General features: G+C 39.4%; 20 protein-coding genes. 11 read left to right on the plus strand and 9 right to left on the minus strand.

Annotation, left to right across the window (positions count from 1 at the left end; genetic code table 11):
- Nucleotides 1–124: 124 nt before the first annotated feature.
- Nucleotides 125–721: a PEP-CTERM sorting domain-containing protein gene (locus tag CYAN7822_RS39515; protein WP_013323618.1), complete on the minus strand. Its 597-nt coding sequence runs from the start codon at nt 719–721 to the stop codon at nt 125–127.
- A 258-nt stretch (nt 722–979) separates the two neighbouring features.
- Between CYAN7822_RS39515 and CYAN7822_RS17650 the strand changes: the two genes are divergently transcribed.
- The 3 genes from CYAN7822_RS17650 to CYAN7822_RS17660 are packed head-to-tail and all read left to right on the plus strand — an operon-like array spanning nt 980 to nt 2,701.
- Nucleotides 980–1,906 carry a DUF1338 domain-containing protein gene (locus tag CYAN7822_RS17650; protein ID WP_245602594.1) on the plus strand — a complete coding sequence of 309 codons (927 nt, stop codon included), beginning with the start codon at nt 980–982 and terminating at the stop codon, nt 1,904–1,906.
- Nucleotides 1,907–1,926: 20 nt separating this feature from the next.
- The gene (locus tag CYAN7822_RS17655; RefSeq protein ID WP_013323620.1) at nt 1,927–2,292 is read left to right on the plus strand and encodes a DUF5678 domain-containing protein; all 366 of its coding nucleotides are present in this window, start codon (nt 1,927–1,929) and stop codon (nt 2,290–2,292) included.
- 4 nt (nt 2,293–2,296) lie between these two features.
- Nucleotides 2,297–2,701, plus strand: a complete 405-nt coding sequence (locus CYAN7822_RS17660) for a pepsin/retropepsin-like aspartic protease family protein (protein WP_013323621.1) — start codon at nt 2,297–2,299, stop codon at nt 2,699–2,701.
- Here CYAN7822_RS17660 and CYAN7822_RS17665 read toward each other — a convergent pair.
- The 6 genes from CYAN7822_RS17665 to CYAN7822_RS17690 all read right to left on the minus strand — a co-directional run bounded on the left by CYAN7822_RS17665 (nt 2,698) and on the right by CYAN7822_RS17690 (nt 9,214).
- Nucleotides 2,698–3,123: an RNaseH domain-containing protein gene (locus CYAN7822_RS17665; protein WP_041933293.1), complete on the minus strand. Its 426-nt coding sequence runs from the start codon at nt 3,121–3,123 to the stop codon at nt 2,698–2,700. The two genes, CYAN7822_RS17660 and CYAN7822_RS17665, sit on opposite strands and share 4 nt — an antisense overlap.
- Nucleotides 3,090–4,031: a pPIWI_RE module domain-containing protein gene (locus CYAN7822_RS17670; RefSeq protein ID WP_013323623.1), complete on the minus strand. Its 942-nt coding sequence runs from the start codon at nt 4,029–4,031 to the stop codon at nt 3,090–3,092. The genes CYAN7822_RS17665 and CYAN7822_RS17670 overlap by 34 nt, the downstream gene beginning before the upstream one ends.
- On the minus strand, nt 4,028–7,372 hold the full coding sequence (locus CYAN7822_RS17675) for a pPIWI_RE_Z domain-containing protein (protein ID WP_013323624.1): 3,345 nt from the start codon (nt 7,370–7,372) through the stop codon (nt 4,028–4,030). Before CYAN7822_RS17675 ends, CYAN7822_RS17670 begins: the two co-directional genes overlap by 4 nt.
- Nucleotides 7,362–8,411 (minus strand): restriction endonuclease-related protein, encoded by a 1,050-nt coding sequence (locus tag CYAN7822_RS17680; RefSeq protein WP_013323625.1) that lies wholly within the window; start codon nt 8,409–8,411, stop codon nt 7,362–7,364. Before CYAN7822_RS17680 ends, CYAN7822_RS17675 begins: the two co-directional genes overlap by 11 nt.
- A 91-nt stretch (nt 8,412–8,502) precedes the next feature.
- Entirely contained in the window at nt 8,503–8,754 is a 252-nt protein-coding gene (locus CYAN7822_RS17685) for a hypothetical protein (protein ID WP_013323626.1), read from the minus strand.
- Nucleotides 8,755–8,767: 13 nt separating this feature from the next.
- Nucleotides 8,768–9,214, minus strand: a complete 447-nt coding sequence (locus tag CYAN7822_RS17690) for a MarR family winged helix-turn-helix transcriptional regulator (RefSeq protein ID WP_041933294.1) — start codon at nt 9,212–9,214, stop codon at nt 8,768–8,770.
- A gap of 187 nt (nt 9,215–9,401) precedes the next feature.
- On the opposite strand from CYAN7822_RS17690, the gene CYAN7822_RS17695 reads away from it, so the two are divergent.
- The 3 genes from CYAN7822_RS17695 to CYAN7822_RS17705 all read left to right on the plus strand — a co-directional run bounded on the left by CYAN7822_RS17695 (nt 9,402) and on the right by CYAN7822_RS17705 (nt 14,976).
- Complete coding sequence (locus tag CYAN7822_RS17695; RefSeq protein WP_157871822.1) at nt 9,402–10,712, plus strand: efflux RND transporter periplasmic adaptor subunit; 1,311 nt, start codon at nt 9,402–9,404, stop codon at nt 10,710–10,712.
- Nucleotides 10,709–13,903, plus strand: a complete 3,195-nt coding sequence (locus CYAN7822_RS17700; RefSeq protein ID WP_013323629.1) for an efflux RND transporter permease subunit — start codon at nt 10,709–10,711, stop codon at nt 13,901–13,903. Before CYAN7822_RS17695 ends, CYAN7822_RS17700 begins: the two co-directional genes overlap by 4 nt.
- An 80-nt stretch (nt 13,904–13,983) precedes the next feature.
- Entirely contained in the window at nt 13,984–14,976 is a 993-nt protein-coding gene (locus CYAN7822_RS17705) for a glycosyltransferase family 2 protein (RefSeq protein ID WP_013323630.1), read from the plus strand.
- Nucleotides 14,977–15,145: 169 nt separating this feature from the next.
- Here the strand turns inward: CYAN7822_RS17705 and CYAN7822_RS17710 are convergent, their stop codons facing one another.
- Both CYAN7822_RS17710 and CYAN7822_RS17715 read right to left on the minus strand, forming a co-directional pair.
- Nucleotides 15,146–16,228 (minus strand): PIN/TRAM domain-containing protein, encoded by a 1,083-nt coding sequence (locus tag CYAN7822_RS17710; RefSeq protein ID WP_013323631.1) that lies wholly within the window; start codon nt 16,226–16,228, stop codon nt 15,146–15,148.
- A 968-nt stretch (nt 16,229–17,196) separates the two neighbouring features.
- Nucleotides 17,197–18,315 carry an RNA polymerase sigma factor, RpoD/SigA family gene (locus CYAN7822_RS17715; protein ID WP_013323632.1) on the minus strand — a complete coding sequence of 373 codons (1,119 nt, stop codon included), beginning with the start codon at nt 18,313–18,315 and terminating at the stop codon, nt 17,197–17,199.
- A gap of 480 nt (nt 18,316–18,795) precedes the next feature.
- Here CYAN7822_RS17715 and priA point away from each other — a divergent pair, with 480 nt between their 5' ends.
- From priA to CYAN7822_RS34660, 5 genes are all read left to right on the plus strand, one after another.
- Nucleotides 18,796–21,303 (plus strand): primosomal protein N', encoded by a 2,508-nt coding sequence (priA, locus tag CYAN7822_RS17720; RefSeq protein ID WP_013323633.1) that lies wholly within the window; start codon nt 18,796–18,798, stop codon nt 21,301–21,303.
- Between the two features lie 97 nt (nt 21,304–21,400).
- The gene (locus tag CYAN7822_RS38430) at nt 21,401–21,628 is read left to right on the plus strand and encodes a hypothetical protein (protein ID WP_041933295.1); all 228 of its coding nucleotides are present in this window, start codon (nt 21,401–21,403) and stop codon (nt 21,626–21,628) included.
- On the plus strand, nt 21,591–23,231 hold the full coding sequence (locus tag CYAN7822_RS17730; RefSeq protein ID WP_049802581.1) for a hypothetical protein: 1,641 nt from the start codon (nt 21,591–21,593) through the stop codon (nt 23,229–23,231). The genes CYAN7822_RS38430 and CYAN7822_RS17730 overlap by 38 nt, the downstream gene beginning before the upstream one ends.
- A 399-nt stretch (nt 23,232–23,630) precedes the next feature.
- A complete protein-coding gene (locus tag CYAN7822_RS34655) occupies nt 23,631–24,323 on the plus strand; it encodes a hypothetical protein (protein WP_049802582.1) in 693 nt (230 codons plus the stop codon).
- Between the two features lie 44 nt (nt 24,324–24,367).
- Nucleotides 24,368–25,801, plus strand: a complete 1,434-nt coding sequence (locus CYAN7822_RS34660) for a helicase-related protein (protein WP_013323634.1) — start codon at nt 24,368–24,370, stop codon at nt 25,799–25,801.
- Nucleotides 25,802–25,843: the final 42 nt, after the last annotated feature.

Consider the following 25,843-nt stretch of genomic DNA (forward strand, 5'->3'; position numbering starts at 1 on the left):
AGCAAATGAACTCCCCACAGTTCCCTAGATGGTGAAAAAATTCCTCACTGTCGGTAACTTTGCTTGCGTCCTCTTTGCAAGAAGATTAGCTGATCACTACAAAGGTTTGAGCATAGCGAAAAGCCTATTTTTTGGCTAATTTATGCTTGAAAAAACTCCCGAATCCTAAAGCCGCTCCTACACCGAGAAGGGTTAGCGGCTCAGGTACAACGGATGTGGCTGTGTAAAAGGCTCCTGAGTTTTGACTCGCTGAAGTATTATTGTATATATAAATGAGTTGTGAAAGCTCTGTTGTATGTTCTTGAAATTGTACGAAATTACCCCCGTTAAAAAAAGTAATGACCTCTCGCTCTGGTGGGGCATCAAAGAGCAAATTTCCCCCATCTATATAGAGGCTAATGCCATCACGCTCCATTAAGTCTCCTTCTCCTTTTTCAAAGTTAGATTTAGATGCTCTTAAAGTTTGTTCTCCCGCAGGCCCTTGGTATGTAAAGGCAAAACTCCAGTCGGGTAAGCTATCTAAAGAGACTGCATTCGCTAAACCTTCGTTAATGGTTCCTGATGTGCTGAATTTACCCGTTAGAGAAGTAAAATCATCAGGGTAAGGATTCAGGTTAAAACTGAAATAAAAGGTGACGGCTTTGGCGGAAGTGGCGAACAAGCTAGAACCTATAACAATTATAGTTCCTAAGCTTAAAGATATGACCTGTTTTAAGCTCATAAGTACCCCTGTGTAAAGAATTTTCAATCTAAAGACTTAGCTAAGTAAATACTCTAGATAGATCTATTTATAAATTGTCATAATTGTCACTAAAATGCAAGGTCTGTTCAGCCAGATTAACCCTAGCCTGACAAATCTTAAAAAATTGTGTTTCAATAAGACAAAACTTATTGTTTTTCTGGACAGAGCCGATGGTTAATACCCGTGATTATCCTCTGGTGGTTGCCCGAAGACAAGGGTGCATGGTACAAGATGTCGATGGCAATGTTTTTTTTAGATATGAATTATTCTGAGTTGACTTTTCAATTGTGGCACCGGTTATGGGTTGATTACCGTGAACGGGTAACCTATGCCCGGATTTATGAGCAGATGATTTTGGATGCAGGGGGAAAGGTGGCTAATGATCATATTGCTTTTCGTTCTTTGCGGCTGACGGTTAATTGTGATCATAAAAGTGTTAATTTAGGCATTCCTTATTTGGCTAATTTGGTGGAAAAGTTAGGCTATGTTGTTAGGGGAGAATACCATTTTCCTTCTTCCCATCTCTACGCCCGCCATTATCAGCACCCTGAACAAGATTTATATGATTTACCTAAGCTTTTTATTAGTGAGTTGATGGTTGATGAGTTACCAGAGTTTATTATTCAACAAATTCAAAAAACCGTTGATTCTGGCACATTTTTTGATTTAGAGCAAGTTTCTTTTGATGGGGAAAAAGAACAGCTATTAACTCAATTACAAGGGGTTTTTACTCGTCCTTGGGCTGTGCCTTCTAAGTCAGTGGTAGAAGCGGTTAATGAGGTGTCTCAATATGGCGCTTGGGTGCTAATTCATGGTTACGGCGTTAATCATTTTACAGGCTATATTAACCGTCAAAATACAGCTAAATATCCGGATATTGAAAGTACGGCTAAAGGGTTGGCTGATTTGGGTGTGCCGATGAAATCTACTATTGAGGGAAGTCGAGGAAGCGGCTTAAGACAAACAGCTACTCATGCGGTTACAGAAATGGTGACACTCAAGGATGATACTACAGGAGAATTAACCCAGATTCCTTGGACTTATGCTTATTATGAAATAGCCCAGCGCAATATAATAGAAAGTGAAGCGGGGAAAACGATTCTCTTTGAAGGGTTTTTGGATGCCCAGGCTAAGAATTTATTTGAAATGACCCGAAAAAGTTAGAAAGTAGGAGTTGAAAAACTATGTTTGCTCATAATACCGACCTTTACAACTCTCACGAAGTTGATGAAAAAATCCGTAAAATAGCAGAGGCGGCTATTGAAAAAGATAAGCTAACCGAAGAACAAGAAGAAAAATTAAAAAAATTGTACTTTCAATATGTAGGGGAAGAAGAATATTATTATGGAAAACGACAAGAGGAAAGTTTTAACAAAAATTTACCGATTTTGATTAAACAGTATTCAGGTAAGTATGTTTTATTTGAGGATGGAAAAGTTATAGATTATGACCTTGATGAAGATACTTTATTAGATAGAGTTGAAGAAACTGATTTTTATCAATCAAGAAATGCTATTTATGTTAGACAAGTGCCTCAATATACTCTTTAGCTGAATGGAAATTTATCCCTATCAATACAATCAACTTACCCAACAATATCTTCCTATTATTGAAATCAAAATTAGAAATCTTAAAAATCCTGACTTTGAAATCAAAGACTTAGGTATATTAGACACTGGCTCTGATATTACCCTCATTCCTTTTTCTGTACTTTCTAGATTAAATACTTTAACTGCGAAAAGAAAGCCTATTGAATTTTACGGAGTAGGTAATAAAAAAACAATAGGTATTGCTTACCGCCTTGCTGTCAGCCTAGACACGGGAAATTTTTTTAAGACAATAGTTTATGGTTGTGCAGAAGATGATACTCAGGGAATCATGATTATCGGTAGAAACATTCTTAATAGATTTAGTATCACCTTCGACGGGATTAACAAACAGATAATCATTAATGATTAAGAGTTTTCGGATTCTTCTTCAGACTGATTATATGACCACTCTTTAGTTTTCTTAGCTAAAGAAAGAGGTAGGGGATATTCACACTCTTCAGAAGTCCACCAATGACTATCTCTAAGTTCGTGAGTAATTGCATGATGAAGATAAAATTTTTCAGGAGACGGCGTTGCTAAAATATTATAAGCGCGAGCTTGTGGGGCTTTCCAATATGTTGTTTGAGATGGGTTACGAGGAATATATTTGGGAATGCACATACCTGTCTCAGGGTCGCGTCGATTTACCTTCTTTCCCTCTTCGTTAGTCTCTTGCTCATATCCCTTTGATTCCCATGTGTCAAAACGACTCATTTGATTGCCTAAATTATTATTTGTTGTTCCTTTTTTAGCAACACTTAACACAGTTTGAGTGAATTTAGTGGTATCCAAATTAAAATCTTGGGGAATAAATATTCCTTGTGCAAAAGAGGCAGCACGTTCGCTACCTCTAAACGTTGTAACATTTCCCTGAATATTGGGCTTTTCCATTCAGTAACATAGCCTTTTTTTTCTTTACGATAATGAGCTTCAATAACAGTAAATGCGTTAGGTTCTAGTAAGGTGTAATCTCCTAACCAAGACCGTAGTCGTCGAACGTAGCATCGGGTGGTTTTATCCTCCAACCGAACCTCTGGAGTATTTCCCTGCTTGACTATCCAACGCTTCATCTGAAAGTGGAGATTGACTTTTAGATGAGCAAGATCACTTTGAGTTGAAATAATAATCGCAATAGAAGTTCGATGACCATGAATGTTTTGACGCGGCGGCCAAGAGACTAACTCAACAGTATTTTTCTGTCGACCTGGGCCAAATAAAAGCTTAAAATGATAGTCTCCTATTTGATATTCATGTTTAGTAAGTTCCACTGCGATCACCCAAGAAGGGGCCCAAAATTTCAAATCCTCTGCTGTTGCTGGCAACCAATGAAATTGATCCGCTTGACAAAATGGCATTAATGCTGTATGTTGAGAGGCTGGGTAACATACTTCAACCCATATTTTAAACAAGAGAGCTAAAATTTGTGGATCGACGGGTGTATAAGCCAAAAAAGCGGCAGGGTTCGGTTGACGGTTAACGGTAGGTTTGTTGATAACTCGAATCTGAGGCAGCAAAAGCCGCATAATATCTTCTAAAACAGAAGTCCGAGCATTTTCGTGTGGTTTTCCGTAATGCTGATTAAATCTTTCTATATTGGGAAAGGGCATGATATAGCCGCTAATATTTTCAGTCAGACTCTCGGTATAGTCAAGATAGATGGGCTGAAGGTAATTAAGATTTACATTTTTCTTTTGCTTCATAGATTTCTTCCGTCAATAAAATGGGTGAGTCGAGTTAGGGGATAATAGACAGGCCCGTATAAAGTTTGGATGATGCGTCCAGAAACCCCTCCTTTATTAATAGCTTCTCTTAAAAGCTTGCGGACTGCTATTAAAAGAGAATTTTGTTCTGAGTCAGCAGAGGGGTTTCCTTTAGCCGTTTCTGGCATAAACGCGGCATCGACAAACCAAATAACCGTTTTCCGACCGCCACGGGTACTGCGTCCTATTAGTTGGGTCAAATTCACCGCCAGAGTCCAGACAAGGGGTTTTTTGAAGGCAACACCAGCTATTTTTTGTTCAGGTAGCTTTGAGAAAATCTGAGGAACTGCTAAAAAAACATCGCGCACGTGCCGGGCGTGTTCCTGAATAGTTTCGACTGAGTGTTGACCGATAAGATCAATTGTCTCTTTATTAACACCGCTAGTTACTAATTGATTATCATCAGGGCTAGGATGTTGTCTAACAACAATGACTATGCCACCAAAATAGGGTTCTCCTGTGGTAGGATTCATTAAATTAACCGCCCGTGATATCGCTCCCATAGGAGCAATTAAGAGTTCTTTGTTTTTGGTGGGAAATTCAGTAATCTTAGAACGGGCAACTTTACTATCTAATATATCTGATTTCCATTGACCATCCCGAACTACAAAAGAGGCTTTGTCTTTGTAGGGGAATTGCAAAGAATTATATAAGACTTCGGCTTCTACATAACTATTGGTAACCAGCAGTAAATTTTTGCGCTCAATCCCCACATTTTCAGCTAAATAATCTTGGAATTGATCAAGTAAAGCTCTGCCATGTCTACTGGAACGACACAAACCTGAAACCATTCGATAAATATTCTCTTTGCGCTGATCTCCTTGTGAACCTGAGATAAAAATCGGCTCGTTTGTATCATCAATGACGGGACAATAGAAAAATTCACTATCATGAGCGACTGCTTGAGCTTTTTCGGGTGGCGGCTCAATTAATAATGTTGGCATTAATTGGACGTGAAAAGTGTAAGATTGTTCAGTATCTCCTGAATAACTGGTCGCTGATGTTACTAAAAGATTTGACGGGGTAAGACCGTCCACGCTAAAGATTGACCGCCATTGGCTTAACAGTGATCTCCCGATGGCAATTCCACGAAATATTTTAAGTTGTCCGTCGAGAAATTGAGTGCTAGTTACAGAGCCAACCGGACACTTAGGAAGCAAGCGATCAAAATCCACAGGAGGAATTAAGGGCAAGCTAGAGTCTAAATCTACGCTGGTGCGTCCTCTAGCAGAGACGTGCTTGCCTAAAGCGCCTAGTGCTTGGGCTGTACAAATGGCTAACTGAAGTAATATCGCTAAATTTTTGCTAAATCGCTCAACATCCGACTCTAGTTGCTCAAATTGTATATCCCATTGCGTTTCTGTAATAAATCTTTTGCAATCTGGATGAGGAACGGTTGTCAGTAAATCCCCTGCTAATACGGCTCCAGAAAGTAATGCTAGTCGTTCTACAATTCTTGTATCAGTATCATTAAGCCCAGTATAATTAGGTCTAACAGGATTATTTTGGATTCGCTTAAAAATCTCTCGATATCGTTCATAACTACGCTTAATTTGCTCTCGGCTTTCTTCGGTTATTGTATTTTTTTTCTCGTTTTTTAAATGGGCTTCTCCTGAGAGTTGTTCAGCTAAATTATCAAACAATGTCCAGGCAGAAAAGAGTCTTCCTTCCCGACTATAGTCTTTTAAAATTTTTTCGATTATTTGCTGTTTGCTTGATTTTTTACCCTTAAGAGTAGCCCCAATATTTCTGAGCAAATACATTAAAATTTCAATCGCTCGGTTGGCCAAATGTCGCTGATCCTCAGATTGCTCTAAATAGGGATCACTATACTTTCCCGGTACGACCACTGAGCCTTTGAGAATACCATGAACGTGCTGATAAGATTCGGTACGAGTCCAAGTATCTTGTGTCAAATTGAAGGATTCAAGGGTAACTATTGGATAAAATATTTCGTCGAGTTTGGGCTGTGCGAGATCAACTTCATCAATGATAAATAAGTCTGTTGTTAAGGCTAAATATTCAAAAACAGTAATGTTTTCCTCCAGATTGTGACGGGCAATTTTTTTGTGAATAAATCCTGGCAACGTTCCGACAATTAATTGAGCCTTTTCTAATTCATCAGCTTGGATATGTCTAGGACAGATGGGAGCTAGGGGACAGTCATAAGCTTTATCGGTATCGTTAATATTTCGTAGTTTACCAAAGCACGGGGGTTTATGGTGTTGACCATCCCCTGACTGTGGAATATTAGGCTCTGATAAAGCATATAATGGGCAAGACTGACTCAGCCACCGAAAACCCGGATGAGTAAAAGGTTGCTGTCTATTACTAAACATCACTGCCTGATTTAATCGACTTAGATGCTGGTGTCGTTCAGAGTCTCCAATAATGGGAACTGCCTTAATGCCGACTTTTTGAGCAAATTCCAGCCAGTCTTGAACCTCTCCAACGCTATTTGTAGCGATCGCTACTCGTTTTTCCTGACTGGTGAGTAGTGTTACTAAACATTCAACTTTGGTCGATTTGCCGCTTCCAGTCGGTCCTAAAATCTCACTTTCCCCATCAATAATAATTTCTGTTGCTTGTTGATCTTCTTGAATATTCCAATAATTGGATTGCTCTAATACTGCCCCCGCGTCATACCCTAATACTGGTTCTAGTTCCCTTCCCTTTTGAATTAAATCAGCTAAGGATACTCTAATGGCTTGACGATTTTTAGAAAGGTTAATACTAGGAATTCTCGAAGCATACTGTATTCCAATATTGGCAATTTCTGGTTCTATTCGGATGAGCCGCACCTGCTCTGGGTTAATATTAAATTCATACTCACCAACGGGTGCAGGTTTATATTTTTGCTTGACAAACTTTAGAGGTTCTTTAATCAGTAAGCTTTCATAAATTTCATACCGTTCTCGTACCATCGTATGAGTAAGGGTAATTTGATTGGTAGCGTAGTTAATCTCAAATCCAAGGCAACTAGAAGCACCATCATTAGCTATATCATCATAAGCACGGAGGGCAATCTCCCAACTAATTGAACTGCGAAATTCTGGGGTTAAATGGTGTAAATGTTGCAAAATTCCCCATTGGAAATCTGTTATGTTTGGTTCTCGATAACCCTGCATTAATAAGTGAGCTTGGCGGATAGGTTGCTCAGGAAAGTAAGCTTGTAGGGCATAAAGCATCAATTCTATGCGAGCAAAGCTTGAAAATTCCATAGGGACGCTATCAGCCAATTTTTTTCTGAGCTTATTAATCCAACTTGAGCTATCTCTCATTTAAGTACCCTCTGGCACGCTTAATTAATTCTGATTCAGAAAGAACCGAAATATCATTTTTATAACGACTCTCAAAGGCTGCCTGATAGGCTAATTTCTGCCATCGGTAATCAGGTACAACAAAAAATGACTGAGATTGACCAAGATCAGGAATAGTGTCTTGATTTAACTCTATAGCTAAAAGGGTTGCACTTCCCCAGTCCTTGGCATCTAGTGCCCAAACTTCGCCGGTTGGAAATTTCACTCTTAAATCAGCCTTATCTAAGTCAGGCCATAATTCTACCTGCAATCCCATTTCCTCTAAAATTCGAGCTAAACGCAACTCAAGGAAAGATGGTCGAATTAGACAAATAACAGTATCTTCAGTTGGCACTCGGTCTACTCTTCTATCTAATGGCTCACAGCAGTCTTCAATATCTCTGGCAGCACAGTCTAAATAGCCACCGCAAGTCTTGCATAATGGCATTGATACAGACTGGGGAGGTGCTTCTCGATAAGCCTGCCTGACTAACTCTTGAACTGGCCTAATATTGGGATTATCAGACCCAAAACGGGTAAGGTCAAAATCCGAAGGAAATTGGTTTTCTGCAATAAATTTACGGAATAAGGGATAGGTACTATATGGGAGACTTAGCCTTTCAATTTCTTGTATTAGGCGAGGGATATAACTTTGATTTTGATCCCGTTCTAGATTTATTGCGTACTTGCTGGCCCATGCTTCGCATTCTTCTGAGGGGCGTGTCATGTTTTCAATTAACGGTTCATCAGGAAAGTCAACGCACTCAATAAACTCAGGTTCAACTGCCTCTACCTTGTCTCTTGCTGCCTCAATCATGCACAATATCGACGGATGCCGCATTTTTCCATCCCGCAGTATCCATTTAAGACTTAATTCCTGAAAAGCTTCATACAAGGGCTTTGGAAAGGGTTGGGAGGCATCAACAAGATAAGCAGGCTCGCCTCGGTTAATACGATCGCAGATCTGCACAAGTCCTTTGCATAACTTAATAAAAAGTATTTGTTCTTTGCTAAATTGCATATCTACTGGCTCTCAAAAAACCTTAACGATAAAAATTTTTATAGGTTTAATTAACTCTTATATTCTCTGATATAACTAATATATAATTCAACTAATCATCCGGAAATTGCCAACAAGAAATCTGCTCTACATCCTTACTCCCACAAGAAGAACAAATCACATCAAACGAAGAATCAACCCATTGGGCATGACAACCGCGACAATGGCAAAAAATATTATAGCGGTTAGCCGTCTCAATTTTTGTTTGCCATTCTTTAAGTTCAGCCGCATTTAAAACCGGAGGATTTTCACTCATATAGCCGCTCCCGAGTTTTTTTTCTCCATCAAACAGGCGTTTGATCATAAATTTTATCAGGCTAATGCCACTGATTAAACACCTGATACAGTAAAGCGATACCTTCTCTTAAACTAGACAATTGAGTTTCTGAGAGATTGCCTAGCTGATCAGCTATTTCCTTACGGGTTTTTTCACGAATTTGCTCAAAATAACGATAACCTGCCTCCGTCAGCTTCAACTCCACCTGACGACGCTCTTGAGGATGTTCACTTCGATTGACAAAACCCTGCTGTACTAATCTTTCTACCATGGCCGAGGCCGTCGGACGACTCACTCCCAAATGTTCAGCGACCGCAGAAAGTGAACAATCCGGATGACGCTTGAGAAACGCTAACACCCGAAATTGCGGTACAGTCAACAACGAAGCACTATGACTACGCATTTGGGTTCGGATAAAATTCATCACCAAAGGCATTACTTCCATTAAGTCAGATGCACATTTTTCTGAGTTTGATTTAAGATTCATGATGATCTTGACTGATTAAAATAAAGATAGACATCCCGCTTGCTACTTTAGTTAGAGGAAATAATCCAAGCGAAAAAGTATACTATATCTAAAATAGTTAGCTAAACTAATTATTAGTATAACTAACTATCGGGGTCTTTCTAAGTTAGGCAACAAGCAACTGCATCTCTATCTACTATCGGATAAAATGCTCAATCTAGACGGTTTAAAATTAATAAAATTCTCATTATTGCTAGTAGCATTGATGGGGTTATCCGCTTGTAATGCCTCTGACGCGACATCAAGCCGAGATGGGAAAGGCGACAAGGGTAATCGAGTGGTGAGCGTCGTTGTCTCAAGAGCGGCTCAAAAAACGGTTCCTGTACAAGTACGCACCACAGGAACGGTCAAAGCTTATTCTACAGTTTCTATTAAGTCGCAAGTAGAAGGACGGTTAACGGGAGTTTATTTTCAAGAAGGACAAGAGGTCAAAAAGGGTAAACTATTATTTACCATTGATTCTCGTGCATTAGAAGCCAATTTGAGGCAGGCACAGGCAATGCGAGCCAAAGATTTAGCCCAAATACAACAGGCAAAAGCGAATGTCGGTAAAGCCATAGCCCAAGTGAATCAAGCAAAAGCCAATTTAGCTAAAGCAATAGCCGAGAGTAAATATGCAAATGCCCAGGCTCAACGTTACTTAAGCCTTGAAAAAGAAGGGGCCATCAGTCGAGAACAAGCAGAACAATTTCAAACCAACGCCATCTCTCAACAAGCCACAGTCACCGCCGCTCAAAATGCCGTAGCCGATGCGATCGCTGCCGTAGCCGCCGCTAAAGCCGATGTCACCAATGCACAAGCGGTAGTGGAAGCCGATGAAGCCGCTATCGCCAATGCTCAGATTGAACTTTCCTATACTTCCATAAAATCCCCCATAGATGGACGTACCGGCAACCTACAAATCAATCAAGGAAACCTCGTCAAAGCCAATGCTGATGATCCCATTATTGTGATTAGTCAAATCCGCCCGATTTACGTTTCCTTTTCCCTTCCTCAACGGCTTTTACCAGACCTAAAAAAATACAGTGCCGAAAATAAATTAATCGTGGAAGCGCAGCCGCCTAAAACGCCAGGTCGTCCAGTACGAGGTCAACTGACTTTTGTCGATAGCGGGGTTAATCCCCAGACAGGAACCATTGAACTCAAAGGAACCTTTCCCAATCAAGAGGGTAGCCTAGTTCCGGGTCAGTTTGTCAATGTGGTACTGAGACTAACCCAACAACCGAATATGATTACGGTTCCTTCTGTAGCGGTGCAGACGGGACAAAAGGGACAGTATGTCTATGTGGTCACAGCCGACCAAACCGCAGAAGTTCGTCCGGTCGTGGTGGGCCAAACTTTCAACAACCAGACAGTCATTCAACGGGGATTACAAGCCGGTGAGCAAGTGGTCACAGACGGACAGTTTAACTTAGTCCCCCATGCCAAAGTCAACATTAAACCTGGACTGAGCCGATGAATATCTCTGAACTCTTTATCCGTCGCCCTATTATGACCACCCTGCTGATGGTGGCGATTTTAATCTCTGGGTTGATCGGTTATCGCTCTTTGAGTGTGAGTGATTTACCGAATGTAGATTTTCCCACCATTCAAGTGAGTGCTAATCTGCCGGGAGCGAGTCCAGAAACTATGGCGGCTTCAGTGGCGACTCCCCTAGAGCAACAATTTTCTAGTATTGATGGATTGAGTTCCATGAACTCCACGAGCGCTCTAGGTTCCACTCAAATTACCCTACAATTTAACTTGACTCGAGACATCGATGGAGCCGCCCAAGATGTACAAGCGGCCATCGCCAAAGCTCAGAGACAGTTGCCGGATGATATGCCTTCTCCTCCCTCTTACCGCAAAGTCAATCCCGCCGATCAACCGATTTTTTTTCTGTCTCTCAACAGTGAGATCATACCTCTGTCAACTGTGGATAAATACGCTGAAACGCTGATCGCACAACGTTTATCTATGGTTGAGGGAGTGGCCCAAGTGCAGGTGTACGGGTCACAAAAGTACGCGGTTCGGGTTTTAGTTGATCCTCAATCGATTAGTGCTAAAGGAATTGGCCTCGATGAAGTGGCCGATGCTATTGCTTCTGGAAATGCCAATTTACCCACCGGCACCCTTTACGGAACACAGCAAAACTATACCATTCAGGCATCCGGACAACTCAATAATGCTGAAGATTATCGCTCCCTGATAGTCACTTACCAAAATGGGGCACCCGTGCGGCTCGGAGAAATCGCTCAGGTTACCGATAGTGTCGAAAATGATAAGGTTGCAAGTTGGTATAACGGCACAAGAGCCATTGTTTTAGCGATACAACGACAGCCCGGAACCAATACCCTTGCAGTGGTCGAAGCCATTCAAAAGTTGTTACCGAGTTTGCGTGAACAAATTCCGGCGGCTATCAATGTCAATATTCTTTATGATCGTTCCGAATCGATTCGAGAGTCTGTAAATGATGTACAATTCACCCTGCTTTTTACCATTGCGCTGGTGGTAGGCGTGATTTTTCTTTTTCTTCGCAACTTTTGGGCCACCTTCATTCCCTCTTTAGCGGTTCCTTTATCCATCGTCGCCACCTTTGGCGTAATGAAACTTTTAAATTTCTCGCTTGATAATCTCTCCTTGATGGCTTTAACCCTTTGTGTGGGGTTTGTGGTAGATGATGCGGTGGTGATGCTCGAAAATATTGTGCGTCACCAAGAAATGGGAGAAAGCCGCTCTCGTGCCGCTTTAAATGGTTCTAAAGAAATCGGTTTTACGATTTTATCTATGACTATTTCTTTAGTAGCTGTTTTTATTCCGGTTCTTTTTATGGGCGGCATTTTAGGTAGATTATTTCATGAATTTGCTGTCACTATTAGCGTAGCAATTTTAATCTATGGAGTCATTTCTTTAACTTTAACGCCGATGTTATGTTCGCGTTTTTTGCGTGCTACTCATCACGAAGTGCCAAACGGGAACGGCAACGGAAACGGTCATAAAAATTCCCAAAAACGCAATCTTTTAAATTTTTATAACTTATTAGAATCCTTTTTTGATTTTTGGCTTTATTTATACGAGTGGAGTTTAAAATTAGCCCTTAAGCATCATCGCATCACGATGGCAATTTCTGCCCTAATTGTCGTCATGACCGGCTATCTATTTATGACTGTACCCAAAGGATTTATCCCCAATGTAGATGTGGGACAAATAACGGTAAATCTTCAGGCGGCGCAAGATATTTCGTTTGATGAAATGGTCAAACATCAGCAGGCCGTAGCGAGTATTATCCGCAAAGACAAGAATGTAGAAGCGGTTAACTCTAGTGTCGGGGCAGGAGGAGCCAATGCAAGTGCGAATTCAGGACGAATTTTTATTAAACTGAAACCTCGGCATTTACGCCCCTTAAGTGCTGATGAAGTGATCCAAAAACTACGCCCGAAACTCTCAAAAGTTCCAGGGGTTAGAGTCTTTTTACAAAATCCGCCAGCTATTAATATTGGGGGACAGCAAACCAAAGCTCAGTATCAATTCACGCTACAAAGTCCCAATATTCAAGAACTCTATGAATATGCACCCAAACTCGAAGATAAACTGCGTTCTTTACCCGAATTACAAGATGTCAACAGTGATTTACAAATTAATAACCCTCAAGTACGAGTAGACATTAATCGTGACCAAGCTTCGGCCTTGGGGTTGAGTGCGAATCAAATTGAACGGACTTTAGGGAATGCTTACGGAACTCGCCAAGTTTCTACGATTTATGCGCCTGATGCCCAATATCAAGTTATTATCGGGGTAGAAACTCCCTATCAACAAGACCCCTTAGCCCTAGATTTACTCTCTGTACGCGCTCCGAGTGGACAGCTAATTCCTCTCAATGCGGTAGCAACGATTAATAAAAGCGTTGGCCCTTTAACGATTACTCATTTAGGGCAACTTCCTTCAGTTACCCTATCTTTTAATTTAAAACCGGGTGTGTCCTTGGGAAGTGTTACTGATAAAATTAACCAACTAGCCGCTTCTACTTTACCCTCAAGTATTACCACAGGATTTCAAGGTTCAGCACAAGCGTTTCAATCTTCTTTACAAGGTTTAGGGTGGTTATTAGTGGTTGCCATTGTGACCATTTATATTGTGTTAGGAATTTTGTATGAGAATTTTATTCATCCTTTAACCATTCTTTCGAGTTTGCCCTCAGCCGGTTTTGGTGCTTTATTAACTTTATTAATATTTGGTTATGCTCTGGATATTTATGCCTTTGTGGGCATTATTTTGCTGATAGGAATTGTGAAAAAGAATGGCATTATGATGATTGACTTTGCTCGGGAAGCCCGTCAGCAAGGAAAAACAGCTTACAATGCTATATATACCGCTTGTATCGTGCGATTTCGGCCGATTATGATGACTACCATGGCCGCCCTGATGGGGACACTTCCCATTGCGCTTGGTTGGGGAGCAGGGGCAGAAGCTCGTCGTCCTCTGGGTTTAGCGGTGGTGGGAGGGCTGCTATTTTCTCAGTTTCTGACGCTTTATCTCACGCCGGTTTTTTACACTTATATGGAAGCGTTGAGTAAAAAACCCTCCTCAGACTTAAAACAGTCCGAGTCAGACTTAAAAGAGTCATTTAAGCAAGCTTCTACGGCTGATCAATCCTCAAGCCGCTCCTCTTAAAAACGCGGCACTTAAATCCTCTGAGTTTAGTCATCATTGATTAATTATGATAAAACTCCATTAAATGACAATATAGAGATATGTCTCTTTACTCAAATCACATTGAATTATCGATAGTTGTTCCTCTCTACAATGAAGCACCTAATATCAATAAGCTGTTTGAGCGGCTGCTGTGGACGTTAAATAGTCTTAATATAACTTATGAAATTGTCTGTGTTGATGATGGCAGTCGAGACAAAACTTTAGAGCGTTTAAGAGAATATCATTTTCGTCATCCAGAAATTAAAGTCGTGGCTTTATCTCGTAATTTTGGCAAGGAAATTGCCTTAACCGCAGGCATTGATCATGCTCAGGGACGAGCGGTTATACCCATAGATGCTGATCTTCAAGACCCTCCTGAACTGATTGAACAGTTAATGGCTAAATGGCGTGAGGGTTATGAAGTGGTTTATGCGAAACGACGGGTTAGACAAGGCGAAACTTGGTTCAAGCGCTTTAGTGCTAATGCTTTTTATCGCGTGATTGAGCGGCTTAGTTCCATTGCTATTCCTCGAGATACTGGGGACTTTCGCTTATTAGATAGACGTGTGGTAGAAGCCCTTAAACAATTGCCGGAGCGAACTCGTTTTATGAAAGGGCTTTTTGCTTGGGTGGGTTTCAAACAAACTTATATTCTTTATGATCGCCTACCCCGTTATAAAGGACAAACGAAATGGAATTATTGGAAACTGTGGAACTTTGCTTTAGATGGTATTACTTCTTTTAGTCTAGTTCCTTTGAAGGTTTGGAGTTATTTAGGCTTAATTTTATCCCTACTGGCTTTTGCCTATGCCAGCTTTTTAATTGCTAGAACGTTAATTTTTGGTATTGATGTGCCTGGATATGCTTCTTTGATGGTTACGGTTTTATTTATTGGCGGTGTTCAATTGATTAGTTTAGGAGTGATTGGGGAATATTTGGGACGAATTTATGAAGAGGTCAAACAACGTCCCCTGTATTTAGTGCGAGAATCTCATGGTTTTATCGATAATTCTTTTAATCGAGAGTCAGAAAAACTATCTGCCAAACCCTAGAAAGTTAACAGTTAACAGTTACCAGTCATTCGTTTTAGGATATAGGAGTTACGCACTTCTGATTAAAAACAACGATTTTATTTTATGTCATCGAGCAGCGTCAGCCATAAGCTGATCGTTACAGTACGTAAGTCCTAGTATCGATGAAACTCTTAACTGTCGACTTTTTTCATGATGCCATGAGAGAGGTTTGAGGTTTGGCAAAAATCATACGTCCGGCTGAGGTTTGCAACGCCGAAGTCACTACCACTCGTACTTCTCCCCCTACATAGTCTCGTCCTTCTTCTACTACCACCATTGTTCCATCTTCTAGGTAGCCAATACCCTGAGAGGGTTCTTTTCCCTGTTTGAGGATTTTTAGGTCGAGTGTATCTCCAGGGAGATAAATGGGACGCACCGCTTGGGCTAAATCATTGACATTGAGAATGAGGACTCTTTGTAAATTGGCCACTTTGCTGAGATTATAATCATTGGTTAAGAGAGTACCATTGATTTCTTGAGCCAGATGAACTAATTTGGCATCTACGGTGGCAATCTCCTCATAATCAGCCGGATGAATCACGATGCGGTCCGGAAAAGTTTGCTGAATTCGATTGAGAATATCGAGTCCTCGTCTTCCTCGCACTCGTTTTTGATCGTTGCTTCCATCGGCTAATTGCTGTAATTCCTGCAAAATAAATTGAGGGATTAAAATTTGTCCTTCAATGAACCCAGTGTCTAATAATTGTTCTATTCGTCCATCAATAATACAACTGGTATCAATGATTTTAGTGGCGGCTGGTTGGAGAGTTCCTTGGGCCACTAGCATACTTTCGATACTGTTGGGGTTAATTAGACGTAGAAAAGTCCGTCCGTGCATATCCGCTAGGCTAACCCCTAAATAAGAAAACATGACACTGCCTAAAATGGCCATTAAGGGCTTAATGAAAGAAAATTCTTGAGGAATAGGCAAGAGAAAAATGGGTGCTAACATTAGATTAGCGATTAACAAGCCAATAATTAAGCCAATAGCACGGGTTAATAACACCTCGATCGCTGTATTGCGAATTCTCATTTCTAAGCGGCGATAGGTGGTTTGTGCCACCAAACCCATCGCTAAACCTAAAATCGAGGTAAAACCCGCCGCTAACCACCGCAAGGCCTCCATATTGGAAATTTGCTGTTTGACCTCTGGGGGAAGTAAATCAACGCTACTAAAACCGGCACTGGCAGCCGCTATGACAAATAATAAAATAATAATTGCATCAAACATAATTTTTTAGTCATCATTGATAGATATGGGCAGTTCGAGCAAATTTCAGGGATTTGCTGACTAAGATAGTTTACCTTTAAACTATTATATCTTTGACCCGCTTTTCATTTGCTTGTAAGGTTTTGATACATTTTATCCTTTTTGGGACTGAAAACCCTTAGTCTTAGCCATAATCTCTGATTTGATAGCTCAAAACCTTGATCGCTGTTTTAACTCTTAGGATGGTTTAAGGGCTGGAATTCCCCATCTGTCTTCTAGGGTAGGTAACGATTAGTTCTTTAGAGGGAATAGATTCCCTAAAGATCAACTCACAGATAGAGGAAAATGGCTCATTAAATATTAAGATGATAATTAATAAGCAAAATTATTTTAGTTCAATTAACAATTGAGAATTAAGCCCGTTATTCAAAAAAATCAGAGTACAAAAAGCTGATTTGACAAATTTGGTGGTAGAGTTGGTGTTGAATGTTTATCAATGAAAATTATCAAAATGATAAACATTCGACACATTTTTCTTTGTTGTTGCTGGTAAGGGTGACAGTTGACTTTTGTTAATTAGCCTAGGGTTGATCTCGAAGATGACATTTAAAGCCAACTAGAATAAGAGGATTTCCAAGCCGCTTGTAGTCTTCTGGCGGTTTTAACCTATGGGCTTCTTATTTTCGCTATAAAGGTTTTCAGGGTATAGCTATGGGATTATGAAACTAATCCTTTAACTTTTCTGTCAGTGGGGAAAACTAACGCTGATCAATAAGTAGTCGTCCTTTCATAAATTTGATACTTGAGATAGAGGATAAAAAACCCGGCATAGGGGGGTACTCGGCGCTCCTTAAAGAATTTTGTATAGATTTTGACAATTGGCTGAAGTCGCAGCAAGATTACCTATTTTCCATAACCTGAAAGCTACAGAAGAAGTACAATCCTATTGAGGACTGGAAATCAACCTCATCAGTTGAGAGAAAGTTTTTTTAGTTGAGCCATCCTTTCAGACGACGAGCGACTTGAGGACGACGTAATTTTCGCATGGCTTTACTTTGAATCTGGCGCACCCGCTCGCGAGAGAGGTTGAAAATTCCGCCGACTTCTTCTAGAGTATAAGGCTGACTGGTAATTAAGCCATAGCGTAAGGCAATCACATCTTTTTCCCGCTCGGTGAGTACATCTGTCAGCACGGCGGCGATATCCTGACGCATCATTGCTTCATTCATTTTCTCTTCTGGCAGTTGTAACTCTTCATCTTCGAGCAAGTCTACTAATTCGGTATCTTCTCCTTTTCCGACTCGATGGTTTAATGATAAGGATTGACGGCGTAGTTGCAATAACTGCCGTAAATGTTCACAATCTATCTCTAAAGCTTGAGCAAGTTCTTGTTCGGTGGGATTGCGATGAAGTTGTTGTTTAAGAACTCGTTGAGCTTTTTTGAGTTTATTTAGCTTTTCTACGATGTGAATCGGTAAACGAATGGTGCGCGCATCATTGGCAATTGTTCGGGTAATCGCTTGGCGAATCCACCAATAAGCATAAGTAGAAAATTTATAGCCTTTATTGGGATCAAATTTCTCGGCGGCTCGATTTAAACCGATGGCTCCTTCTTGAATCAAATCTAAAAAAGGCACTCCCCGATTCAGATAACGTTTAGCAATAGAAACCACTAATCTTAGATTCGAGCGAATCATTTTTCGTTTGGCTGCCCGCCCACGATATAGTCTATTTTCTAATTGACGTTCATTCTTTAATCCCATTGCTTGCGCCCATTCTAATTTGCTAGGAGGACGCTCTAATTGAACTTGGAGTTCTTGCCGTTTTTCTTCGGACTCCATTAAAAATTTGACTGTATATGCTAACTCGATCTCTTCTTCCGGTTTCAGCAGTGGATAACGGGCCATTTCTTTGAAAAAAGCCCCAACTGTATCATCTGAATTGGTTTTTGTATATCCCGGGGGATAGGGATTGCCCGTTTCATCATTCATCGATGAAATTTCCAATTCCACTTGCTGCATGATTTTATCCTTTTCTTGGGATATTCTTTGCTCTGCACTAACTTGGGTTTTGAGGGAGTCGTTTGAGTCTATGTTCGCGGTCTTCATAACTGTTATTTTTGAGCTTCACTCTTGTCAAATTAAGGGTTGTTTTTGGGAAAGATTAATTTCCCTGATGGGCTGATGGTTACAGTTGATCAACTTTGGCTGTGATCTTTAAACTTTTTTTAATTATTCGTCCTCGACAATCTACTAAGTAATAAGCCTACCAGAAGTGTTTTAAGCTTTTGTCTGTATAATTACAAAATGGCTAAAAGGGTTTCTTCTCCTGTGGTTATGAAAGTAATAAATAATTGTCTATCTTTACACTGTATCCGATTAATAAAAAAAAGCCTAGTAGAATCACTCAGTTCTTAACTTTTTTTCAAACTTTTATCAAAGGGAACACCGGCTCAGGGAACAGGGGAAAGGGGGAAAGGGTGTAAAAACGTTGCAGACAAGGTCAAGACAGCCGAATGTAGATCGCCAACTGGCGTACAATTAAGCTATGGTAAATTAGTCAAATCAACCCTTCGATAACTTCTGTTTATGTCTAATTCCTCTAAGACTCTTGTTTTAGCTGAACCCACATCTAGTTACGACTCCAGAGGAGTTCGGGAACGGTTGATAGAAGTTTTGGTCGATTGTCCTGGGGTTGAGGGGTTGTTCACCTATCGCGTCAGGAGTGAACTGTCGGTACAACCGGGAGATGTTTTAAGTGTGCCATTTGGCCCGCAGATCATCGGTGCAATTGCCATTCGTTATATTTCTTCTCCTCCAGCCGATTTAGACGCTAGTAAAATTCGAGAGGTAGAAGAAGTGATTACTTCTGGGTTTTTTCCTCCCTATTACTGGCAGTTGCTCAACCGGGTGGCTCAATATTACTGTACAGAACTGATTACGGTGATTCGCATGGCTTTGCCGCCAGGATTATTAGAAAAATCTCAGCGTCGTTTGCGTTTAAATACCGAGGTGTTACCAGAAGGAGCAGAGGCATTTTGTAGTAGGCCTGCCCAAGAGGTGCTTAAACTGCTAAAATCTCAGAAAGATGGAGACTATAGTGCCCAGTATCTTCAGCGACAGGTGAAAGGTGCTTATCGAGCGATTCGCGAGTTAATCAAACGGGGATGGATTGAAAGTTATCTCGAAGCTCCAAAACCGATACGGGCTAAATTGCAAAAAGCGGCTACTGTAGTAGTACAGTCATTTCCACCGGATTTAACGAAGTCACAACGAGAGGCCTTAGAAATTCTCCGCCATCAAGGGGGTGAAATGTGGATCACCGATTTAAAGAAGCATTTTAAGATCAGTCTTTCTATTTTAAATAGCTTAGAAAAAAAAGGCTGTGTGGTGATCGAAGAACGGGAAAAATTACGCTTTTTGCAAGAACCAGAAATGATCACAGATGAGGCGAAACCTTTAACCCCTGCACAAGCAGATGCTTTACAGGTGATTTCTCATTTAAACGGGTTTGCTCAAGTTTTGTTACATGGGGTAACGGGTTCAGGAAAGACAGAGGTTTATTTACAAGCCATTGCACCTTTATTAGAATCGGGAAAGTCGGTGTTAGTGCTGGTGCCAGAAATTGGCTTAACGCCTCAATTAACGGATCGTTTTCGCGCTCGTTTCGGGGAACGGGTGTATGTTTATCATAGTGGACTCTCGGACGGGGAACGTTATGACACTTGGCGGCAAATGCTGATGGGAACGCCTCAAGTCCTGATAGGAACTCGTTCGGCGATCTTTGCACCTTTGTCGAATTTAGGCTTAATTGTTCTCGATGAGGAACATGATTCGAGTTTTAAGCAAGTGTCTCCCATTCCTACTTATCATGCGCGTACTGTGGCCACTTGGCGAGCGGCTTTAGAAAATTGTCCGCTTATTCTGGGTTCTGCTACCCCGTCTTTGGAAAGTTGGGTTAATGTGGAACCAGAAGGCACTAATCAAAAACGCTCAGGACATACGAGTTATTATTTATCGTTACCCGAAAGAATTCAATCTCGTCCTTTACCGCCTGTGGAAATTGTAGATATGAGACAGGAGTTGCAGGCGGGAAACCGTTCGATTTTTAGTCGTTCTCTGCAAGCGGCACTCCAAAATCTGCTAGAACAGCAACAACAGGGTATCCTTTTTATCAACCGTCGAGGCCATAGCACGTTTGTCTCTTGTCGCAATTGTGGCTATGTGATGGAATGTCCTGATTGTGATGTGTCTTTATCCTATCATTACACCCATGAGGGAGCAACGGAACTGTTACGCTGTCATTATTGCAACCATACACAACTGCATCCCCGTAATTGTCCTGAATGTGGTTCTCCTTATTTAAAATTCTTCGGGAGTGGAACGCAAAAAGTCACTCAAGAGTTAACACAAATGTTTCCGGATTTGCGCTCTCTACGGTTTGATAGTGATACCACCAGTCGAAAAGGCGCTCACCGCGAATTAATCAGTCAGTTTGCTCGAGGGGAGGCGGATGTTTTGGTGGGAACTCAGATGTTAACCAAGGGGTTAGACCTTGCCGGAGTGACGCTGGTGGGGGTAGTAGCGGCTGATGGCTTATTGTATCATTCTGATTATCGGGCATCGGAGCGGGCTTTTCAAACCTTAACTCAAGTCGCAGGCCGGGCCGGTAGGGGAGATGAACCCGGTAGGGTCATTGTTCAAACTTATTCTCCTGAACATCCTGTTATTGGTGCAGTACGACACCATGATTATGATCAATTTATTCGAGGAGAGTTACCCCAACGCGAGAGTTTAAATTATCCTCCCTATGGTCGCTTGATTTTGTTGCGGCTTAGTGGGATAGATGGGGTAGAAGTACAGCAAACTGCTGAAATGTTAGCAGATGTTTGTCGTGATCGCTTAGGGAATGAGTGTGAAATTTTAGGACCTGCACCGGCAAGTATTATGAGGGTAGCACAGCGCTATCGCTGGCATATTTTATTAAAGTTTCCTGGGGATGTAGAGGATAGTTTGCCGGATTTAACCGTGTTACGCGCTTTATGTCCTGGGTCAGTCAGTATTACGATTGATGTTGATCCCTTGAGTATAGACTGATATTTTCACGCTTGTTTGATAGAGCTTGCCCATTTATAATACTTTTGTACTAAAATAGTTTCACGCTCTTGAGTAAAGACAGCGTAATGGAGTAAATATGCCCAAAAATATTTTAAAAGAGGATGACAACACATTAGTCCGTTTAGACTACAGCGATTTACTCAATACTATTATTACAGTCTTACAAGAGCAAGAAACAAAGAATCCTTTTAAGTTCCCTAAAGATAAGAAGCTGTTGGGAGCATCCCATTTTTACAGATTAGCTATTTTAAAGGGATCTAAACCTCTTGCAATTACGTTATTACTTTGTTTTTGCCGGCAATGATCCCTCAGCCGAAAATTATACACCTGAATCTGATTTAGATTATGATCCAGTATCTACCTTTGAGCAAAGAGTTTTATCAGTCCTTAAAAAATCTAATGAGAGCGACAAACAAAGACGCTTAGTTAGCATTAAACGAGGATTAGAAACCTATAAAGTTAATGAAAAAATTGAAAAACTTAAAAGACTTTTGCTTACGGTGATTGGAAAACCTAATGTACTACAATCCCGGACTTACCCTCTACATATTAGTGTTAAACAAGGAATTTTAGAGCGAGACTATACAACAATTGATAACAATAGTAGTTTTTTTAAAGATGTTTTAAGAAAAAATATAACAGCCGCATTGCCATATATATCTATCAGTGATGCCAAGGTTGATAATACATCTCTATGTAGTCTACCTGCTAGTATCCAGATTAGTGATATTCATTATTATGCCACTGGGGATAAACAAACCTTTAGTATGAAATATGACTTAAGAAAAATTAAAGCTATTCCTGTGATTCTAGTTCCTCAACATGAAAGGTGTCAAAAAATTGCTAGTAAGCTACTCGGTGCAAATAATCAAGAAGCTAACTTAAAAAAATTAATCGAATTTACTTATAACTATAAGCGGCTCAAAGAAACCCTTTTTACCGATGAAAAAAATCCTAATATTTTTATTTATCAATTTACCTTTATGCTGCTGAGTTATATCAGTCTAAAACTGTTGTTAGATTCTGTTGAACGTCGTTTTTTTATACCTATTTTGCGGCTGCATTTAACCGATAGAAAAGATCCCTCGCCCGAAGAAGAGTTTATGCGTTCAGCATTTTTCGTTATTTCCCATCTGCTCAATGAAAAACATCGCTCTAATTCTCAGGGATTTTGTATTAAAAATATTAACATAAATAAAATCAATAATGCTTTAAGCTCTCTATATTCTATTTTACCCAAAACATTTAACTTTAATGAGGATTCTCCTCATACTGAGATAGACAAATTAGCTATTGTGGTTGTATCTAGTCGAGAAAGCGATCGCAATACAACTGATGAATATAGACTTGCTAATTTATATGGAGAAATGGTAGGAATAACCCGTCAGCAAGATGGCACAATTCGACTCTATACAAGCGGAAGTTTTTCAGCTAATTACAATAGTCAAGAAATTCATACTCATCCAGATATTCTCATCGAAGAATTTAATAAGCTTTATCAACAAGGATTTAGACATTTTTTATATATAGCTAGGTCGCATAGTTTCACAGAATTTTTAAAAGCCAAGCAATTTCTGAGGGATGAAGATTCAATTATTTATAATATTGTCGGGTATAGTGATCGCGGCATTAGCGCCATGACTATTAATAAAGATAATTCTGAGATTTTAGAGACTTGCTCCCATATATATAAGAATGAAACAAGAGATGAAACAATAATAGAAGCGCGTCAACAGCTTTTCGAGTTAATGAAACGTAAAGTCATTAGAAGTTTTGACGGTGGAAAAGTTTTTTTCGATAAACTTTTAAATATTTCGGAAGAAGGAATTACTACTATTGTTCATCAAGAACATATCGAAGGTTTTCCTAACTCAGTTGCTCCTCTTTCGCCAGATTTAGCCAAATAATTACAGCTTAGTCCCAATTTAGAACTTAGACAAGCTCACGCTGAACTAATCAAAAAAGCACTAGCTTCTGATGCCAATTATATCTTTTTAACCGGGAATCCTGGGATTGGGAAAACTACAGCAATTTCCGAGTTTCTCAAAACCAAAAAGTGTTTAGATGAAGGGTTTTTATTTTTTTATATTAGTCCCCGAATACAAGTTAACCTAGATATTATTGAAAAATTCACAGATCCGGTCACTAAGTCTCTACATGATGACCGAATCTTTACTATAAATACTAATTCTATCCTCATTAATAATCATGGTGGAGGTTGTACAGTCCATTATGTTTCTAATAGACATCACGATAATTTTAAGGCGCAAACGGTTCAATTTATTGATCAGAGAAAAGACTCTGAATTGATAACAAAATCTTCTAAAAGTTTTCAGCGATTAACTGAAGAAGACCTGCACCATGTAAGTCGAATAAACCGAGCCGTATTAGATAGTATTTGTGAGGGAATTTACACGCTTATTAATCAAAAAATTTCTAATAATATTGTAGCGACTGTCGCTGTTCAGTCTTTGAAAAAATTATCGAATGGTCAAGATACTTTAAATTATTTTAAAAATATTTTTAGAGGTGTTTATAACGACACAGAAGGTAACCCGATTGAAAAAGAAATGAAAGCACTCTCCGGGCGGATAAAAAATTTATTTATCATGATTGATGAAATTACAGGAGATCATAGCGGCGTTGAATTTTTAAACGGAGTAAGTGGTATTTTGAGAAATTTTAAACTATTTGAGCCTGAGTATGGTTTTAACCTCAAAATAATTGTTGCTGATGCTTCTATTGTGGAACCCGATGTCATTAAACAACATCTTTCTGAAACTTCAGCAGAACCGAATAAAATATTTTTTAGAAAAGCAAAAGCTATTTCTGAACCTGTTCCCTTATCAATCCAAAAATTTAAGTTTAAAAAACCCGAAGATGCCGTAGTCATTAATGCTAATTCTTATCCCGCAAAAAGTTTAAACATTACTTATAAAATTTTGATTGAATCGCTTAAGTTTCATGAAAAAATTTATTTAACGAAAAAAAGGATTTAACCGAACAGATTCAAAGTCAAATCATCGAGGATATTAATGCAATCTTGTCTCAACCCTCTTCAGGGCAAATTATTGTTTATATCCAAGATAAAGCACGTTTGGCTGATTTAATTTCTCAAATGAAAGACGAAAGAGAAGAATTTATCAAATATCAAGATTATCTAGAAATTCATGCTAGTCTTTCTGAAACTGAAAAAAAACAAATTTTTGAGTATCAAAACCGAGTTAAAATTATTTTTATGACTGCTTCTGCAAGTCGGGGGTTATCTTTTCCAAAAACTAAACATATCCTCGTGGATATTCCCCGTTTTGAGATAGAAAAAAACCTGATGGAAGTCATACAGGTGATTTATAGAGGTCGTGGAAATTATGAACAAGATGGTGTCAAAAAAACTTTAGATGATCAAGAAAAAGAATTAATTTTTTACCTGTCTGAACAGGCCATTTATGATCCTAATAACCTCAACTCATCTATAGAAGATTCTGCCGAGAAAAGGAAATTATCTCTACGGGAAAGTGTACTGAGTCTGTTCAACATTTTGTTAATTTTAAAAGTCTCGATAATGACTCGAATTTTTGGCTATGGTAAAATTGGTAATGATAAGTTTATTCTCATTCCTATTGGGGGAAAATCCGTTTTTACTGCCGGTTACACCTTTAGTAGTAAAATGAGTTCCCTAATTAAGCAATTGAAAAAAGAACATTATAAGGATCGTTATAATGAGCGTTTAAAAGAAATTTATTCTCAATTAGAAAAATTACTAAAATCAGCAGAATTTACTTTGCAGGGCGATAACAGTTATTCAGAAGAAGATAAAAAAAGCTCTTATTTAAAGTTACAAGAATTACTCAAACGCGAATTTATAAAAATTTTAAATACTAATTTTGCTGACTTATTAGATTTTGCTCCTGTTGAAACTGGTTATATTAGTGGGAGTTTATTAATTGTTCCCGTTGCACACAGAATCGTTAAAGAAACATATAAAATGCGAATTGATCAAAAACAGATGAATGGGCAAAATAAAAATTTATTAAATCAATTAAATGAAATTTATAAAGACCTTAATAACCCTCCTAATTTACGTTTTGCCATTTATGAAGCAATGGAATTAGTACAAAATTTACAAGAGCAACCTTTCAAGACCCAAAGGTTAGAGCAAAATAGCCAGTGTAATGATCAATATTATCTTTTCCCTTTATTTACCTTTCTTAGTGGTGAGTTCATCAATGAGTATTTTTCTAGGGGTGAGGAAGAACCCGAAGACCAAAGATTTCGAGATATATTAGAAAATTATATTCGCTCGATTTATCCTGTGGGCAACGTTTTACCGATTGGACATAAGTATAAAGATTTTCCTTTTCTCGTTTTTAGAAGTTATAGTCTCAATGAAATTAGAAGTAAACTTTTTACCGATAAATATTTTTTAACTTCTAATGATTTGAATGTTTTAAATTTGATCCTTTATCAAGACAACTAACAGTACATCAAAAAGTCTAGGCACTACATATCAACCGCCAAG

The organism is Gloeothece verrucosa PCC 7822 (assembly GCF_000147335.1).
In the GTDB taxonomy this organism is placed as follows: domain Bacteria; phylum Cyanobacteriota; class Cyanobacteriia; order Cyanobacteriales; family Microcystaceae; genus Gloeothece; species Gloeothece verrucosa.

Coding starts and splice junctions, on each gene's coding strand:
- CYAN7822_RS39515 (WP_013323618.1), bottom strand. CDS start 721: ATGAGCTTAAAACAGGTCATATCTTTAAGCTTAGGAACTATAATTGTT.
- CYAN7822_RS17650 (WP_245602594.1), top strand. CDS start 980: ATGGCAATGTTTTTTTTAGATATGAATTATTCTGAGTTGACTTTTCAA.
- CYAN7822_RS17655 (WP_013323620.1), top strand. CDS start 1,927: ATGTTTGCTCATAATACCGACCTTTACAACTCTCACGAAGTTGATGAA.
- CYAN7822_RS17660 (WP_013323621.1), top strand. CDS start 2,297: ATGGAAATTTATCCCTATCAATACAATCAACTTACCCAACAATATCTT.
- CYAN7822_RS17670 (WP_013323623.1), bottom strand. CDS start 4,031: ATGAAGCAAAAGAAAAATGTAAATCTTAATTACCTTCAGCCCATCTAT.
- CYAN7822_RS17675 (WP_013323624.1), bottom strand. CDS start 7,372: ATGAGAGATAGCTCAAGTTGGATTAATAAGCTCAGAAAAAAATTGGCT.
- CYAN7822_RS17680 (WP_013323625.1), bottom strand. CDS start 8,411: ATGCAATTTAGCAAAGAACAAATACTTTTTATTAAGTTATGCAAAGGA.
- CYAN7822_RS17685 (WP_013323626.1), bottom strand. CDS start 8,754: ATGATCAAACGCCTGTTTGATGGAGAAAAAAAACTCGGGAGCGGCTAT.
- CYAN7822_RS17690 (WP_041933294.1), bottom strand. CDS start 9,214: ATGAATCTTAAATCAAACTCAGAAAAATGTGCATCTGACTTAATGGAA.
- CYAN7822_RS17695 (WP_157871822.1), top strand. CDS start 9,402: ATGCTCAATCTAGACGGTTTAAAATTAATAAAATTCTCATTATTGCTA.
- CYAN7822_RS17700 (WP_013323629.1), top strand. CDS start 10,709: ATGAATATCTCTGAACTCTTTATCCGTCGCCCTATTATGACCACCCTG.
- CYAN7822_RS17705 (WP_013323630.1), top strand. CDS start 13,984: ATGTCTCTTTACTCAAATCACATTGAATTATCGATAGTTGTTCCTCTC.
- CYAN7822_RS17710 (WP_013323631.1), bottom strand. CDS start 16,228: ATGTTTGATGCAATTATTATTTTATTATTTGTCATAGCGGCTGCCAGT.
- CYAN7822_RS17715 (WP_013323632.1), bottom strand. CDS start 18,315: ATGAAGACCGCGAACATAGACTCAAACGACTCCCTCAAAACCCAAGTT.
- priA (WP_013323633.1), top strand. CDS start 18,796: ATGTCTAATTCCTCTAAGACTCTTGTTTTAGCTGAACCCACATCTAGT.
- CYAN7822_RS38430 (WP_041933295.1), top strand. CDS start 21,401: ATGCCCAAAAATATTTTAAAAGAGGATGACAACACATTAGTCCGTTTA.